Consider the following 15,889-nt stretch of genomic DNA (forward strand, 5'->3'; position numbering starts at 1 on the left):
GATGAACAGTTTAGGTGTAATTGAAACACGAGGATTAACCGCAGCTATTCAAGCCGCAGATGCGGCTTGTAAAGCGGCAAATGTAGAAATTATCGGATACCGAAAAGTGGGATCTGGCTTGGTATCAATCTGTTTTCAGGGAGAGATCAGTGCAGTAAGAACAGCAGTTGATCATGGCGTTGATGTGGTGAGCCAAAAAGAGCTGGTGATTGGTTCATTGGTTATCGCAAGACCAGAGCCAAGCGTTATTACTAAACTGCTTACAGTAAAAGGTAAGAAAAAAGCCCCTATTGTTGCTGAAAAAGCACAAGAGACAGTCATTGAAAAAGTTGTTGAAACCGCCGTTGAAACAAGAGTTGAAGCCCCTGTTAAAAACGAAATTGAGCACATTGAAACCACAAAAGAAGTTGCGGATTTGAAGGCTCAAAATATTGCTTCTGAAACTAAAGCAGTAACAGATAAAGCACAAAGCAGTAAAAAAGAGATCAAACCAGAAAGCCGTAAAGGTAAAAAATAATGATTAATCAACAACTCATGGGAAAAATTCTCTCTCGCTTACCCGCTCATGGAGTGATGCTAGGCGAGGCACAAGGAATGGCTATCCCTGTTGGTATTTCTAATCGTCATGTGCATCTTTCACAGCAAGATGTTGAAGCGTTATTTGGTAAGGGTTATCAGCTCACGCCGTTTAAAGACTTAAAACAACCGGGTCAGTTTGCAGCAAAAGAGTGTGTGATGGTTGTAGGACCAAAAGGCTCGATCAGTAAAGTTCGTGTTTTAGGTCCGGTTCGTCCACAAAGTCAGTTAGAAATTTCAAAAGCAGACTGTTTTGCATTAGGTGTTAAAGCGCCAGTACGTGAGTCAGGTGATTTGGTTGGTTCTGGTCAAGCTGTATTAATGGGACCTGCGGGTCATGTTGAATTACAAGAGCAAGTGATCTGTGCTCAACGCCATATTCATATGAGTGAAATTGACGCCAGAATGCTAAATGTCATCAATGGGCAAAAAGTACAGGTTAAAACAGAAGGTGAGCGTAGTCTGATTTTTGATGAAGTTGTCGTTCGTGTTAGTGAAAAATTTGCTTTGGAATTTCATATAGATACTGATGAAGCTAATGCAGCAGGACTTCGTAACAACGATAGCGTATTTATTGTCAGCTAAGACAATGAGGTGACGTAATGGACAATCAGTTAATTGAAAGGATAGTGGCTGAAATAGAAAAAAGAATGAAAAAGTCGGTGTTGTTGGCACTTACACCTGCGCCGGGATATCAAGATGAAATTTGTCAGCGTATTAACACTTTTTCTCATATTCGATTTTCTCTTTTTGTTACAGCATCGGCACAAATCAGTCATGATTTGTCGAAATGGCGTCATCTAGGGGAAATATATAATGCGAGTGAGTTCGATTGCCAGCAGTTATCGACTTATCACGCACTGTTTGTTCCTTATTTTGATAAAAAGCTGGTGGGTGAAATTATTAACGGATTATTTATAAGTGAAGAAGGAAAGCTAATTCATTCTGCACTTTCTCAAAATATTCCTGTTATTGCATTACCTTATTTTTGCCAACCAGAAAGTGAATTAAATGAGATTTTAGGTTTAAATAAAAATAAAGAGTACAACCTGCTTATTCAGGAAAATATTAGCCGATTAAAATCAATGGGTATTATGTTTCACTCTATAAATGATGTTGAAGCTAATTTAATAAACCATGATGTTAAGCATCAAGCTAAACCTGAATATAAACCTGAAATTAAACAAGAGAATAATAATCGCTATATTACTTTGAAAGAAGTAATGAATAATCCTGGAGAATATCATTTATCGCAAGATAAATTGACGGATTCTGCTATTGAATATTTAAAAAGTTTGAAAAATTAATCTTAAATTATATCTGATAACTCAGGAGTCTTATTATGTCACCAAAAGCTAAATCATGGCTTTGGATGCTGGCGGTTATTATTTCAGAAACCTCAGCAACCTCTACTTTAAAAATGTTTGATAATAGTGAAGGAACAACCAAAACATTATTATTAGGCTTAATTGTTGTTTTATACGTTATTTGTTATTACTCATTATCACGTGCAGTTAAAAATATTCCTGTTGGCTTGGCTTATGCAACGTGGTCAGGTACAGGGATTTTAGTGGTTTCTTCTTTAGGTATGTTGTTTTATGGCCAACATCCTGATACGGCTGCCATGATTGGTATGGCTGTTATTGCCAGTGGTATTGTGATTATGAATCTCTTCTCGAAAATGGGTTCTGAAGAAGAGGAAGAAGAAACAACTGAAACCTCTAATATTAAACAAACTGCATCGCCAGTTAATAAATAAGTCTATTTCTTGATAAATATTTTTTAATAAATCTATTTTTAATAAGTCTATTTTTAATAATAGTTATTTTATTAAAACAAATAAGGATAACAATTATGTTTACCGGATTCTTATGGCTGGCGCTGTCTATTGGTTCTGAAATCACTGGTACGTCAATGATTAAAAAGACCAACGGTTTTAGTAAATTAGCCCCTTCTGTTTTAGTTATTGCTGCTTACTGTATTTGTTATTTCGCCTTAACACGCGCAATGGGATATATCCCTGTTGGTGTGGCGTATTCGCTGTGGTGTGGATTTGGTATTGTCGGTGTGACCTTAGTTGCGATGATTTTATATAAACAAAAACCAGATTTACCAGCCATATTCTCGATGGCATTGATTATCTCTGGTGGGATAATTATGAATACATTCTCTACTATGTAGTTGCATATTAATTATTTTTAATAGAAACACTGAGTGTTAGATGAAATAGATTCAGTGTTTCTATTTTTTTAAATATAAAAAATCACGATATGATATTTTTATACTATGATTTCAGTTAACGATTTTTTTCAAAACAGATCTGAGTTTATCTTGATAACTTTAAAGATAAAATCCCCATTGCATTTACAATGGGGATTGGTTTTACGACATGACTGCTTTTTATTTATCTAAATTTAAAGATGAAATACACGACCTTCACCAGTAGGTAATTCAATTGTTAAGCTAAGTTTACCGCCCAAAGCTTCAACATAGCGTTTTAATGTTGCCAGTTTTAGATCGTTACCTCTTTGCTCGATTTGGGTAATTGCAGGTTGAGAAATTCCTAGGTGAGTAGCTAGTTCTCTTTGTGAAATATTTAACTCTTCTCTTAAGATTTGTAGTCCTGTTTCTAGTATCAATTCATCAGCCATTTTTTTTATACGCTCTTGGCTTTCAGGAGAACGTTCAGCGATAGCTTGTTGAAGTGTTTTCATTGTCTTCTCTTATTGATAAAAGATATGAGGCAAATTCTCGATCCGCGATATGGATCATCGTTTGGTAAAATTTCTTATTGTTAGTTTTATTTCCTGCGCACAGTACAACGGCTTTTCTAGTTGGATCGAACGCAAAAAATATTCGTATAGGCTTCCCTATATGTTGTATCCGGAGCTCTTTCATATTGGGATATTTTGAACCTTTGATGTTATCAGCATGGGGTCTTGGTAACCTCGGTCCATAAACCTCCAGATTCTGTAAGGCTGCTAAAATTCGTTCTTGTAACTCGCTACTTTGTTCTAATAACCAAGAATCGAAATTATTTGTAAATAATACATTCCACACAGTTCACCTCATATAAGTTATAGCTTATTTTTAGGGTAATAAGCTACAACTTATATTTCAATACTCGTTAGAGTAGCAAGGTAGTGTTTATTTTTCAAAGTATTCCCATTAATAAATAAAATCCCCATTGCATTCACAATGGGGATTGGTTTTACGACATGACTGCTTTTTATTTTTTACTTTTACTGCTCACCGACTTGCTGTAACTGTTTTTGACGCTCAGTTTGAGCACTGATTTGATGGTTTCTAGCCAAGAAACTATACATTGTTGGTAACACAAATAGGGTAAACAGTGTGCCGACTAACATACCTGACACAATAATCAGCCCTAATCCATAGCGACTATTAGCACCTGCACCACTGGCAAATAACAGAGGAATAAGTCCAATCACCATTGCTGCCGTTGTCATTAAAACAGGGCGCAGTCGGATTTTTGCAGCTTCAATAATGGCATCACGACGGTTTAGATTTTTATGAACTTGTAATTCATTGGCAAATTCCACCATTAAAATGCCGTGCTTACTGATAAGCCCTATTAGTGTGACTAAACCAATTTGAGTATAGATATTTAGTGTCACCATCCCTAAAGCGAGAGGAACTAATGCGCCGCAAATTGATAGCGGTACGGTAATTAAGATAATCAAAGGATCAACCAAACTTTCATACTGTGCCGCTAACACTAAATAAATAATGATAAGCGCGGCAATAAAGGCGAAGACTAACGTATTTCCTTCTTGAGTGAATTGGCGAGAATCAGATTGCCAATCATGGCTAAAGCCCGCGAGTAATGAATCTGCCACTGTTTCAAGAAACGCGACTGCTTGTCCCATCGTGACACCAGGTGCGGGGATCGCTTGGAAAATAGCGGCGTTTTGTTGATTAAACTGTGTCAGTTTATTGGGTTCAACTTGAGTTGTAATATTCACAACTGTTGATAATGGGATCAGAACATTATCTTGAGTACGAATATAGTGTCCAGCAAGTGCAGCTGGTGTTAAACGTTGGTGGCGTACACTTTGTGGAATAACATCATAAGAGCGACCATCCATACCAAAGCGATTGATATAGTGTTCACCGACTAATAGTGAGAGTGATTCACCAATATCCTGCATGCGAATACCTAAACTATTGGCCTTAGCTCGGTCTATGGCGACTTGAACGACAGGGTTGTTGTAATCTAAATCGCTATCCACCACGACAAACAAACCACTTTCTCTTGCTTGCTGTTTAATGTTTTCCATTGTTTCAAATAGAACGGGATAACCTAACGGGCTACGTAAAACCATTTGTACAGGCAATCCACCTACTGAGCCGGGTAAAGACGCTAATTGGAAAGCAAAAATGCTAGTACCTTCAACATTATTGACGCGGTTTTGTAAGTCAGCTTGGATTTGATCTGCGTCGCGATCACGTAAATCCCAACCATCAAAGTTAATGCCACCAAAGCTGGCTGAAGGCCCATCTGTACCGTTAATTATCCACGTACTGTCTGTTTCAGGCAGACTCATATAAATTTCATCAAGCTTCTGATTAAAGCGTTCAGCATAAGCAAGATTTGCATGTTGCGGTGCTTTTACGGCGGTTAAGACACTCGCCTGATCTTCTGAAGGAGCTAGCTCTTGTTTTGTCTGACTATACAAAAACGGTAAGCTGACAAACACGGCTAAGGCAAAAACAACGGTTAACCAGCGATTAGCTAAAGAAAAATTGAGTACGTAACCATAATAATGAGCCAGTTTATCAAAGACATATTCGGCTATTTTGGCCATTCTGCCTTCATTTTCTTTTGGTTTTAACATTAACGAGCTCATCACTGGCGACAAGGTTAATGCCACAATACCGGATACAATCACACTACCTGCCAATGTTATGGCAAATTCTTTAAATAATGCACCCGTTAATCCAGCCATTAAACCAATAGGAGCATAAACGGCGGCTAACGTGATCGTCATTGCAATAACAGGGCCGGCAACTTCTCTCGCACCGACTAAAGCGGCTTGAACAGGCGATAACCCTTCTTCAATATGGCGATGGACGTTTTCAACAACCACTATCGCATCATCCACAACTAATCCGATTGCTAAAACCATTGCCAGTAGAGTGAGCAAGTTAATACTAAAACCAAAGGCAAGCATTAAACCGGCGGCACCTAACATCGATAATGGAATAGCAAGCACAGGAATAAGAACAGAGCGGAACGATCCCAAACAGAGATAAATAACGGCAATAACAATTAAAATAGCTTCAATTAAGGTTTGTACTACTTGGTTAATAGAGGCTTTGATAAAACGTGAGGTTTCAAATGCCAGTTCTACATCGACACTAGGAGGTAAGGTTTTTTCAATATCGAGAAGATGATCTCTAATACCATCAACAATGACTAATGGATTCCCCGTTGGTGTCGGAAACAGACCTAAGAATACGGCTTTTTTACCATTCATAATACCGCTGGTTTCAGTAGCCGCAGCACCTAATTCGACAGTACCGACATCACGTAAACGTACAAGGTTATTGCCATCATTAATGATAACCATGTCTTTAAATTCTTCGACATTAGTGAGATCAGTATTGACATAAACGTTGGCAATCACAAATTCGCCTTCAACTTTCCCAGGGGCGGCTTGATAGTTATTACGACGTACTGCATTTGCGACATCGCTTGCCGTTAAGTTACGACCAGCCAGTTTATCTGTATCTAACCACAAGCGCATCGCCAATTGTTGACCACCAAAAACCTGTACTTTAGCAACACCATTGATGGATGAGAACATCGGTTCCACAACACGAGAAAGGTAGTCAGTGAGTTCAGGGATAGAAAGCTGCTCACTTGAAAATCCGACATAAGCTACCGCTGTAGATTCTCCTGATGAAAGCTCAATAACAGGATCATAAGCTTGTTCTGGCAACTTATAACGAACTTGATTTACCTTCGCCATTACCTGCGTTAAGGCCTGAGTTGGATCACGGTTTAATTCCATTCTGACGGTGACTAAGCTTTTCCCTTGAACAGACGAAGAGGAAATATAATCAACGCCCTCAACAGAGGAAACAGCTTGAGTGATCGGTTGTGTCACAAACCCTTGCATCAGTTCAGATGATGCTCCGGGATAGTCTGTTGCAATTGTAATTGTTGAGTTTTGTAACATTGGATATTGGCGAACAGGCAGTTTACTGAACGCAAATGCGCCCAGTAAAAGGATCAGTGTGCTAACAACTAATGCCAAAACAGGTCGCCGAACAAAAATATCGGTAAATTTCATTATTAACTCCTGTTATGGTTTTGTTGTCGCTGATTGAGCCAACGCTAATGTATCTTGCTCAATAGGCTCAATTGAGATGCCATCACTTAATTTAACTTGGCCTGATGAGACAATTTGATCACCAAGGGCTAAACCCTCTTTTATTTCGATCATGCCGTTGTAGCGCAATCCAACTTTCACAGAGACACGCTTAGCGATAAGGTTTTTTTGATTGTCAGACTGCGCTACAAACACGGTATCTCCATAAGCAGTATAAGTGACTGCTGTTTCTGGTACGGTTAATACCATAGGACTATCTGGAGAGGTAACTTGTACACGAGCAAACATGCCCGCTTTTAATTTGTTATCGGTATTAGGTAAAACAGCTTGTACTTGTACAGTACGAGAAGGGCCAATAAGAGGATCGATGGCATTAATAGAACCTGTAAATACCATTTCAGGATAAGCATCGACTTCGATATTGATAGGCTGTTTTGTGGAAATTTTTGGTGCTGCTTGCTCATCAAGTGAGAAATTGAGTTTTAAATGGCTCGCATCGACAAGTGAAGCGACACGTTCGCCAGCATTAAGGTATTGTCCTTCATGAACTAGTTTTATTCCGACAATGCCATCAAAAGGCGCTTTTATTGCTTTTTGTGCAATTCGCGCTTTCACTTCGCGAATGGATGCGGCAATCATATCGCGCTCAGATAATGTACTGTCTAATTGCGCAGCGGCGGCGACATTTTTACTATAAAGCTGTCTTGTTCGGGAATAGAGTTTATCTGCGTTAGTTAATTGAGCTTGTAAACGTAATAATTCCGCTTGTTCAGGCTCATCATTTAATTTAGCTAAAACTTGGCCTGCTTTAACAGTTTGCCCTGACTCAAAATTAATCACAGCGATTCGACCATTGGTTTCAGCGGCTAAATAAACTTGGCGTGCAGCCTCTAATTCTCCAACACCTTGCATATTGTTCGGTAATTTTGATGATTGTACGGTTGCTAATGCCACTTTCGTGGGTGGGTAAGCAAATTGCTGTGTTGCATCTTCATCAGATGACGTAGTTGCATAAACCGCAGCACCTGCACTGAGTAAAAAGAGTGAGGCACATATCGTAATAGTAAGTTTTTTATTCATTTTATTGCCGATCCCATAGTGAAAGTTTTTATATTTCTTATCGTTTTTATGCGTTAGTTTTTTTCCATAACGCTCTGAAATGACTTGTCATTGCTGTGGTCATTAATCCACCAATAACGGCTAGATGCTCTATTGCAAAAAACATCGACAACATGGCTTTATCTCCCGTCATATCCCAAAAAGTATGAACAATCACAATAGTTAAAAATAAAAAGACAGCTAAAGCGCCAGCACCTAGCCATAGATAGCGATCGAAAAGCACTAAAAGTGAGCCACAAAGTAAGACGATCGCAGTGGCAATATTAAAGAACCAATCCGGAGTTAATCCTGCTGCACGCATTTCAGCCAAACTATTTTGGTAATCAAAAACCTTGGCAAAGCCAGAGGAGAGAAACAAAACAAGAATGAGTAATCTAGCGATAAGCCACATAGAGCGACTTTCGAGAATACGTGCAATTGAATTTGGCATTTGTCTGACCTCAACAATCTTAAAAAACAAAAGCCAGCATCCGACTGACTTGACTTAATTTGAGGAGGGGACTATAAAACCTCAGGTTAAGTTGAGGTCAAGAGGAAAAGATGGAAAAAGAGAAAATAGATTTCAATAGAGCACTTACGGTAGGTGAAGTGGCAAAGCGTAGTGGTGTTGCTATTTCAACATTGCATTTTTATGAAGAGAAAGGATTGATAGAAAGTTATAGAAGTGCCGGTAATCAGCGCCGTTACCCACCCGTTGTATTACGTTATGTGGCGATTATAAAAGCGGCGCAAAGCACAGGTATTCCGTTAAAAGAAATTCAGGAAATACTAGGAAAATATCCGCCAAATAGTAAATTAACGGCAGAACAATGGCACGAAATATCAACGGACTGGAAAGTGCGACTAGATGAACGTATTCGCCGTCTTAAACGGCTACGTAATGGGCTTGATCACTGCATTGGCTGTGGTTGTCTATCATTGAGTGATTGTCCGTTACGTAATCCTGATGATATTTTAGGTGAAAAAGGAGCAGGTCCTCAGATCTTATAATCAAAATGAGAATGAGGCGCTATCTGGTTTGAAAAAGCCATCATAGTCTTCTTGGTTATCAGTCATTCCCAATAATTCAAGGGTAACTTGATGGTAAAAACCTTGATAAGAAAGAAGCGAAACTAAAGCCTGATTAATCACATCTTTATCATCACTATTTTCTAATTCACTCGCTTGGCGTGCATACATTAAGAGAGTGACTTGGCGCTTTTCTTTTAAGGTTTGGTTGCCTTCATTTTTTACATCAAATTGATTTATAAGTGTTAATACATCTTGTACTTTATTAATTTTAGATACTTTTAAGAGTTGATAAAAAATAGGATTTAATGTTGCCATTATCGGATCTACTGTCTGGTCTGTAACACTTCTTGAGGTCGATAAATGGGATTGTGATTTATATAAAGAGTGTGGTGCTAAGGCATCAATCTTCATTATGATCTTCACTTATTGTGTCTATTGGAGAGGAGATATCGTCCGTTATATCAAAGGTCTCAATTAAATTTAGTAAAGCCTCTTTTATTTCTTGGGTGAAAATGGGCTGATAAGACTCAGAAAAAGGCCGATGAAATTGTGTTTTTAGATCATTAATTAAAAGGGCGGGATCAAAAAAAGTAATTTGATCACCAGCATGAATAGCGATCGTTTTACTGTTATGAGATATCAATTCAATATTGGCATTATTGAGTTTAGGTTCGAGATAGCGACGCAATGTCGCAGGAATATTCAAAGTGATTTTTTTCTCTTTCGGAATAGCTGAAATTAAACGGTGAGTTAGTTCAACTTGTATATCGGGAGAGTCAAAAAATTGAGCAATCGTCGCTGTAACGTGTTCTCTTTGCTGAAATTCATAATGCGTCAACTTCTCTTGATATTGCACTGCAAAATTTAAGATATCCCTTAATAATGCTTGTAATCCTTTGCTATAAGCTTGGCTTACTATCTCTTCATTATGTTTTTCTAGTTTATTGTTAAAATCTCGAATGATTTTTTTTGCTGCGTGTTTGGCAGCTAATTCTGTTTTATAAATATTATCGAGTTGTCGAACATAGCGAGCTCGTATTAATACACCTTCACACGTATATGTTAAAAGATCTTCAGGCAGAGAGCGCAGCATAATCAAGTACCAAAAGAAAAAGAGAACGAGACAAAAAAAGTGATTGAGGGAGTTCAATCGACAAGGATTGTGGTGGAAAAAGTAATGTAAAGCGCTGAGAAAGTGCAATTGAAATTGAATGAATGAAATCAAATAGCAATTGATAGCCGATATCCATTGTCGCGATATTTTTCAGAGAAATAGTTGTTTTCTTATCAATATTTAAAACTGGATAAAGAGATAAAAACGCTTTTAATTGTGGTTCTAGATGATAATAATTACCAGATAATAAAAGCGTTTCTCTAGAGTAAAAATAGCCTAAAAACAGAGCACAACGAGGAAGTAATATCCAATGAGTAAAAATTTTTTCTACAATAATATCAATATCACAATCAAGTTGATTAATAAGTTGGTATTGCTTAATTAATTGGCGATTAGCTAATTTTTGCCAAATTGTATTTTCTTCTCTTGAAGCTAATACGTTGTAATCTGAATGAAGATAACTGAGCGGTTCATACATTACATTAGATATTATTTCGAATTGCTCAGAAGTAAGATTAGTCATTATCCAGCTCCTTCTGTGCTTTTTTCCGTCGGAATATTATTAATAAAATTACAATGATAGCGGCGATAACCACCAATAATAAGCTTAGAAATAACCAAGAATTAAAAAATGAATCAGAATTATTTTGAGAAAGCTGATTATTTATTATATTGAACTTATTAATATTTCGTGGATACAACAAAACGGTAATATTATCCTCATTCATATCATTAAAGGCATTGTGAATAAAAGCACGAACATCTTCACCTAACTGATCATTATCGAGCGTACTTTCTTCATAAAAAACTAATGCTGAAGCATGAGGCGTCGGAATAACGCGTTCGGTCGGAGAGATGGGATAGCTCACATGAACTCTAGCATCAATAATATGATCAATAGTGAGTAATGATTGTTCTAATCGTTGCTCAATAGCGGAAATTAACCGTGCTTTTTCAGCTTGTGGTGATGATACTAATGCATCTGATGGAAATAGCTGAGTCACTTCAATTCGGGATAATGTGGGTAATTGATATTCCTCTAAAATTTGAATTGCAATGCCCATATCTTCTTTGTTAACAGAAATATCAAATAACCCTTTTCCTAATGCTTTACGAGTACTGGTTATTTGGTGCTTCTGTAAAACAGCTTGAATTTCCGTTGCTTGTCTTTGATCCAAATTAGTGAGTAGTGATTGATCTTTACAACCACTTAATAATGGAAACAGGCAACATAATAACGCCAATAACAAATATCGCATTTTCATTACTATTGGGCCTTGAGTAATGTTTCGACAATATTCAGTGACTTTCTAGCTAAAGTACTCGCTAAATTCATTGTAATTGTATAGTCATTAAGTGTGGTTTGTAGCTTGGTATAACTTTGAACATCACTTAATTGACTTAATGTCGCTAGTTTTTCTTGGATCTGTTTTTCATACTGAAAGCCGCTTGTTACAGTGTTAATCATCATTGAAGATAAATTATTATCACTATCACTGTTATCATTTGGTAGCGCTGCTAAATGCACAGGAACAACAGGATTAATTGCCATATATAATCTCCATTAAATAAAAATCAACGCATATTCCCGATAATGCTCATCGCCAAGTCTTTCACAACTTTAATCGACGTTGATTGTGCATTACGCGTAATATTATATTCAGCGAGTTTGGCTTGATAATCAGCTAAGGCAGCGGCATTTGATGTATCTGCTTTTAATGCATCTAATGCAACTTTTAGCGCTTCGCTTTGGGCTTTAACAGGTTCTTGAAAATAATCATCAATTTTATCAATAGAACTGACATCATCAGCAACAGGATAGGCTGGCATAATATTATTCCTCTAGTTTTAATACTAAGTTATGATTTTTAAATATCACTATTACCCTTGAGGAAAATAGCGATGTTGATTATCAAGAAAGATATATCCACGTTCTTCTTGTAAGGTTGCTTTGTTTTTCAAAATTGGATTACTTATATTTTCACGATAAAAGAGAAATTTTCTTCCAAAAATGGCCGTTTGTTTTTTGATATAAGTATCAAGTTTTTCTTTATTCTTCTTATCTAATAAACCATCAAAAATAAATATTAGACCATTATTTTTCTCTTCAATGGTATAACCTATTGTTTTAGTTATCTCTAACTTATTTATATCACTAATGATGTTTGGAATTGAAATCTCTTTAATTGTAGGGGAACAACTTTCTGAGAATTGATTATTTATGCCATCAATGATTTTTAGTTTTTCATTATCATTATGATAAATGAAGTTAACAATAGGCTTAGTTTTATCTTTTAAAATTAAATGTATTTTTTTATGACTATTTTCTATCATTAAATTTTCTATTTTTCTTTTATCTATATAAAAAACTTTACTTTCTGAGTTATTTTTTGGTTTTGACAGAAGGTATAAATCATCAAAAATACAATAATACCCGTTTTCTCCTTGAAAACCTTTAAAATTTAGACTTTCTGACATAATTGGTGTGATTGTTTTTTCTTTTGGCCTGTTTGTATAAAATATAAATATCATAAGGATTGAAATTATTAGTATTAATGATATATATGCCTTTTTACTGGTGATTAATCTCTTGGTATTTTTTTTAAAATGAGATGAATTAAGAGATAAATCACTTTTGTTACTGACTAAAAAAATAGGAATGCCATTTGAATACAATGGTTTATTTATTGGTAAAGCATGTTCTTTATTAACTTCCTTTGGTATAAAACTACGCTCAATTATATATTTATTATTTTCACTATTATTTCCATCAAGTATAATAGTTAGCTTTTTTTCACACTCCTTATTATCACAAGGAATATAAAGTACTGATTTTTCATTTTCTTCTTTATTATCATTATGTTGTTTTTCATTTTGTAAAAAAAATGAATAGCGATTAGGAGGTAAGGGGACAATTGTTCCTTTTAATGGACCTGAAAGAATGTAAATGTAATAAAGCATAGAGTTAACCTAATGATAAAATGTTATTAATTCATAATTTAAATATAGTTTAGTGAAATAATAATTAATATTCTTTTAAAAAAAAGCACATGTTTTTTATTTGATAGTGAGTATTGATATATTGCTAGTACTTTTTTTAAATAATAAACAGAAAAAATTTGTTATTCATGTTTATAGTTAATAATTAGTAATATTAATGTAGTATTATATAAAGAAAAAACATAAAAATAAATTAGTTGATAGTTTACTATCTTTAATTTTTTATTGGTCAATAGGATAAATTAAGGTATTTCTTATGTTAATAAATGATATAAAAATAAGTGGTGATAAAAATATTTTACTTGGAAATTCATTATTCTTTTGTATTCCTCTGAATGATGAGTTTCCAGTAAAAATACATGATGACAAAATGACTAAAATTATAAAAGGAAAGGCTTTTATTTATAATTCAAAAAATGAAAATGTTATTTTTCAATCTGAAAATCAGTCATGGAAAATTGAAAAACGCTCATTTTTTATTTGTGCAAGATTATTGGCGTTCATTGATTATGCTCGTGATTTTTCAAAAATGACAGCAATAGGATCTGAATTTGATATTAATCAGCAGATTTTTTATATAGAAGATACTAATAAATCTCTCGAATACGTATTAATAAATGAAGCAATAAAAGCAGAAAGCCAATTAGAGCCTTTATTTGTCACGATAAGACACAGTGAAAGTTATTGGCTTATTTTACATCTCATTAGTTATTTAGATGAGAAGAAAAGTAATATTGCACAAATTGGAGAACGATATGGTGTATCAGGTACACATTTTAGACGACTGTGTAAACGTTATTTAGGTAATTGTGGAAAAAGTCAATTACGTTCATGGCGTGCGGCATCTTCCATTTTAACCACGCTATCAACTGATGAATCACTAACACAAATTGCCGTCGATAATGGATTTAGTTCAGCGTCTCATTTCTCAAATGAAATCAAGACGCTATTTGGTATTACACCAACAGAATTTCGTCGAATTGGTCAGCATCTTTATGAAAATAAAAAATAAGATTTATTGTGTCATTGGGCTAGTACTTTGTTGTGGTCTTTCTTTTCAAATCCAAGCTGCACAAGGAAAGGTTATCTATACACATCAGGTAAAAAAACCTGATGTGTTTATCGCTGTTGATACTCGGGTAGAACAATTCTTTCTTGTGCTATCAGATAAATTAAATAAACCTTTTATTCTGAGTAGTGCGGTAAAAAAGGAGAGAATTACTGGAAATTTTGATATTTCTTCACCTGAAGAAGCATTTGAATTGATGGTAAAACGCTTGTCATTGCTCTATTTTAACGATGGAAAGTCAATCTATATTTATGAGAGTAGTGAAATTTTACAAGAACTCTTTCAGGTAAATAATATAAACCTAACCGAGCTAAAAGAGTATTTACAAGACGTAGGATTATATGACCCACGTTATCCACTACGTGCAGGTCGAGATCAACGTACTTTTTATATTTCTGGCCCACCGGTTTATATTAAATTGGTTAAAGCCGCAGCTAAATTTTTAGATAATAATGTTCAAGAGCAAATTAATGAAAATACAAATAACCAAGTGCCGGTGGGAAGTTCTCGCTATGGTGATGAGTTTGTACAGATATTTCCATTAAAAAATACCTTTGTACAAGATAGAGCTTATACCTTACGTGATGAAAAAGTGGTACTGCCAGGTATTACTTCTGTTTTACAGCAGTTATTTATGTCTTCTAAAGAAATAAAAAGAACAACGGTGGAGCCTCGTCAAGCTCTAGAAAATAACGATAGCCAGAAATACGATGAAGAGATAAATGATATTGAAGAAACTAATGCTCCTATTATCACTAAAGTAGGGCAATATAACGTCGAATTAGTCCCCTTGCCGGGTTCAAATAGCCTTTTAGTGAAAACAAGCCGAGAAGGTTTAGCATTAATAGGTTCATTAATTGCTCAATTAGATAAACCAAAAAGACAAGTTGAACTGTCGTTATGGATAATCGATATTTCTAAAAATAAAGCAGACAGTTTAGGTGTTAATTGGCAAGCCAGTTATGGCTCAGGTAAAGGCAGTTTCTTTTTTAATACGGCAAGTTTGAGTGCCGCATCTGGCTTTAGCTTTTTAGGTAAAATTAAAGCATTGAGTGAAGATGGTGAAGCTCAAATGGTGTCTCGCCCGATTTTATTAACACAAGAAAATACCCCTGCAATTTTTGATAACAACACGACTTTTTATACTCAAATAAAAGGTGAAAGAGTCGCTTCATTAGAATCAACAACCTTTGGCACTATGATCAGTGTGTTACCAAGAATTGGTAATACAAATAAAGATATTGAGATGATCATTAATCTTGAAGATGGTGCTGAGAAAAAAAATGATGATGGCGACGATGAAAGTGTTGAAAAATTACCCGTTATTAATCGAACAAATATCAGTACAGTTGCTCGTGTTTCAGAAGGTGGAAGCTTATTGATTGGTGGATATACACGAGAAGATAATGTGAAGGCAGAAAGTAAAGTGCCTTTTTTAAGTGCTATACCTTTAATTGGTCGAGCATTTAGTTATGAATCTGATAATAATAAAAAAATGATCCGTATTTTTATGCTACAGCCTCGTTTACTAGAAAAAACGCAGACTGAAGTTTTAGAGGGATTAACAGAAAACCCTTTCAAGCCTATGGATGAAAAAACAGCTCGAGCATTGCAAAAACTTCAGGTTTTTATGAGGTAATG

The 15,889-nt window shown here is 35.4% G+C and carries 20 protein-coding genes; 8 read left to right on the top strand and 12 right to left on the bottom strand.

Features of this window, described 5'->3' with window-relative positions:
• The first annotated feature begins 1 nt into the window (after position 1).
• The 5 genes from AB4J89_RS08745 (at position 2) to AB4J89_RS08765 (ending at position 2,757) form a co-directional block, all read left to right on the top strand.
• Positions 2–517 carry a BMC domain-containing protein gene (locus tag AB4J89_RS08745; RefSeq protein WP_088494447.1) on the top strand — a complete coding sequence of 172 codons (516 nt, stop codon included), beginning with the start codon at positions 2–4 and terminating at the stop codon, positions 515–517.
• Positions 517–1,161 (top strand): phosphate propanoyltransferase, encoded by a 645-nt coding sequence (locus tag AB4J89_RS08750; RefSeq protein ID WP_088494448.1) that lies wholly within the window; start codon positions 517–519, stop codon positions 1,159–1,161. Before AB4J89_RS08745 ends, AB4J89_RS08750 begins: the two co-directional genes overlap by 1 nt.
• A 17-nt stretch (positions 1,162–1,178) precedes the next feature.
• On the top strand, positions 1,179–1,883 hold the full coding sequence (locus AB4J89_RS08755; RefSeq protein ID WP_368468944.1) for a hypothetical protein: 705 nt from the start codon (positions 1,179–1,181) through the stop codon (positions 1,881–1,883).
• A 35-nt stretch (positions 1,884–1,918) separates the two neighbouring features.
• Entirely contained in the window at positions 1,919–2,335 is a 417-nt protein-coding gene (locus AB4J89_RS08760; protein ID WP_088494450.1) for a multidrug efflux SMR transporter, read from the top strand.
• 95 nt (positions 2,336–2,430) lie between these two features.
• Positions 2,431–2,757, top strand: a complete 327-nt coding sequence (locus AB4J89_RS08765) for a multidrug efflux SMR transporter (RefSeq protein WP_004245856.1) — start codon at positions 2,431–2,433, stop codon at positions 2,755–2,757.
• A gap of 233 nt (positions 2,758–2,990) precedes the next feature.
• Here AB4J89_RS08765 and AB4J89_RS08770 read toward each other — a convergent pair whose 3' ends face one another.
• From AB4J89_RS08770 to AB4J89_RS08790, 5 genes are all read right to left on the bottom strand, one after another.
• A complete protein-coding gene (locus AB4J89_RS08770) occupies positions 2,991–3,290 on the bottom strand; it encodes a helix-turn-helix domain-containing protein (RefSeq protein WP_075673532.1) in 300 nt (99 codons plus the stop codon).
• Complete coding sequence (locus tag AB4J89_RS08775; RefSeq protein ID WP_088494451.1) at positions 3,262–3,636, bottom strand: type II toxin-antitoxin system RelE/ParE family toxin; 375 nt, start codon at positions 3,634–3,636, stop codon at positions 3,262–3,264. Before AB4J89_RS08775 ends, AB4J89_RS08770 begins: the two co-directional genes overlap by 29 nt.
• A gap of 182 nt (positions 3,637–3,818) precedes the next feature.
• Positions 3,819–6,896 carry a MexW/MexI family multidrug efflux RND transporter permease subunit gene (locus AB4J89_RS08780; RefSeq protein ID WP_368468947.1) on the bottom strand — a complete coding sequence of 1,026 codons (3,078 nt, stop codon included), beginning with the start codon at positions 6,894–6,896 and terminating at the stop codon, positions 3,819–3,821.
• A gap of 12 nt (positions 6,897–6,908) precedes the next feature.
• On the bottom strand, positions 6,909–8,015 hold the full coding sequence (locus AB4J89_RS08785) for an efflux RND transporter periplasmic adaptor subunit (RefSeq protein WP_088494453.1): 1,107 nt from the start codon (positions 8,013–8,015) through the stop codon (positions 6,909–6,911).
• A gap of 46 nt (positions 8,016–8,061) precedes the next feature.
• On the bottom strand, positions 8,062–8,484 hold the full coding sequence (locus tag AB4J89_RS08790) for a DoxX family protein (RefSeq protein WP_368468949.1): 423 nt from the start codon (positions 8,482–8,484) through the stop codon (positions 8,062–8,064).
• Positions 8,485–8,594: 110 nt separating this feature from the next.
• Between AB4J89_RS08790 and soxR the strand changes: the two genes are divergently transcribed.
• The gene (gene soxR, locus AB4J89_RS08795) at positions 8,595–9,044 is read left to right on the top strand and encodes a redox-sensitive transcriptional activator SoxR (RefSeq protein ID WP_088494455.1); all 450 of its coding nucleotides are present in this window, start codon (positions 8,595–8,597) and stop codon (positions 9,042–9,044) included.
• Here soxR and AB4J89_RS08800 read toward each other — a convergent pair whose 3' ends face one another.
• Genes AB4J89_RS08800 through AB4J89_RS08830 form a run of 7 tightly spaced genes read right to left on the bottom strand, consistent with a single transcriptional unit; the run spans position 9,045 to position 13,140 of the window.
• On the bottom strand, positions 9,045–9,476 hold the full coding sequence (locus tag AB4J89_RS08800; RefSeq protein WP_368468952.1) for a hypothetical protein: 432 nt from the start codon (positions 9,474–9,476) through the stop codon (positions 9,045–9,047).
• On the bottom strand, positions 9,466–10,158 hold the full coding sequence (locus tag AB4J89_RS08805; protein ID WP_088494457.1) for a type III secretion protein: 693 nt from the start codon (positions 10,156–10,158) through the stop codon (positions 9,466–9,468). Before AB4J89_RS08805 ends, AB4J89_RS08800 begins: the two co-directional genes overlap by 11 nt.
• On the bottom strand, positions 10,139–10,702 hold the full coding sequence (locus AB4J89_RS08810) for a type III secretion protein (protein ID WP_368468954.1): 564 nt from the start codon (positions 10,700–10,702) through the stop codon (positions 10,139–10,141). The genes AB4J89_RS08805 and AB4J89_RS08810 overlap by 20 nt, the downstream gene beginning before the upstream one ends.
• Entirely contained in the window at positions 10,695–11,444 is a 750-nt protein-coding gene (gene sctJ / locus AB4J89_RS08815) for a type III secretion system inner membrane ring lipoprotein SctJ (protein WP_368468956.1), read from the bottom strand. Before sctJ ends, AB4J89_RS08810 begins: the two co-directional genes overlap by 8 nt.
• 2 nt (positions 11,445–11,446) lie before the next feature.
• Entirely contained in the window at positions 11,447–11,731 is a 285-nt protein-coding gene (sctI, locus tag AB4J89_RS08820) for a type III secretion system inner rod subunit SctI (RefSeq protein WP_311755244.1), read from the bottom strand.
• Between the two features lie 23 nt (positions 11,732–11,754).
• Positions 11,755–12,009, bottom strand: coding sequence for an EscF/YscF/HrpA family type III secretion system needle major subunit (locus AB4J89_RS08825; RefSeq protein ID WP_088494461.1), 255 nt, complete (start codon positions 12,007–12,009; stop codon positions 11,755–11,757).
• A 51-nt stretch (positions 12,010–12,060) separates the two neighbouring features.
• Positions 12,061–13,140 carry a PrgH/EprH family type III secretion apparatus protein gene (locus AB4J89_RS08830; protein WP_088494462.1) on the bottom strand — a complete coding sequence of 360 codons (1,080 nt, stop codon included), beginning with the start codon at positions 13,138–13,140 and terminating at the stop codon, positions 12,061–12,063.
• A gap of 295 nt (positions 13,141–13,435) precedes the next feature.
• Here AB4J89_RS08830 and AB4J89_RS08835 point away from each other — a divergent pair, with 295 nt between their 5' ends.
• Together AB4J89_RS08835 and sctC are read left to right on the top strand one after the other, a co-directional pair.
• A complete protein-coding gene (locus AB4J89_RS08835) occupies positions 13,436–14,191 on the top strand; it encodes a helix-turn-helix domain-containing protein (protein WP_088494463.1) in 756 nt (251 codons plus the stop codon).
• Positions 14,175–15,887 carry a type III secretion system outer membrane ring subunit SctC gene (gene sctC / locus AB4J89_RS08840; RefSeq protein ID WP_311755245.1) on the top strand — a complete coding sequence of 571 codons (1,713 nt, stop codon included), beginning with the start codon at positions 14,175–14,177 and terminating at the stop codon, positions 15,885–15,887. Before AB4J89_RS08835 ends, sctC begins: the two co-directional genes overlap by 17 nt.
• Positions 15,888–15,889: the final 2 nt, after the last annotated feature.

Source organism: Proteus sp. STS61-E (genome assembly GCF_040932335.1).
GTDB classification, from domain to species: Bacteria; Pseudomonadota; Gammaproteobacteria; order Enterobacterales; family Enterobacteriaceae; genus Proteus; species Proteus mirabilis_B.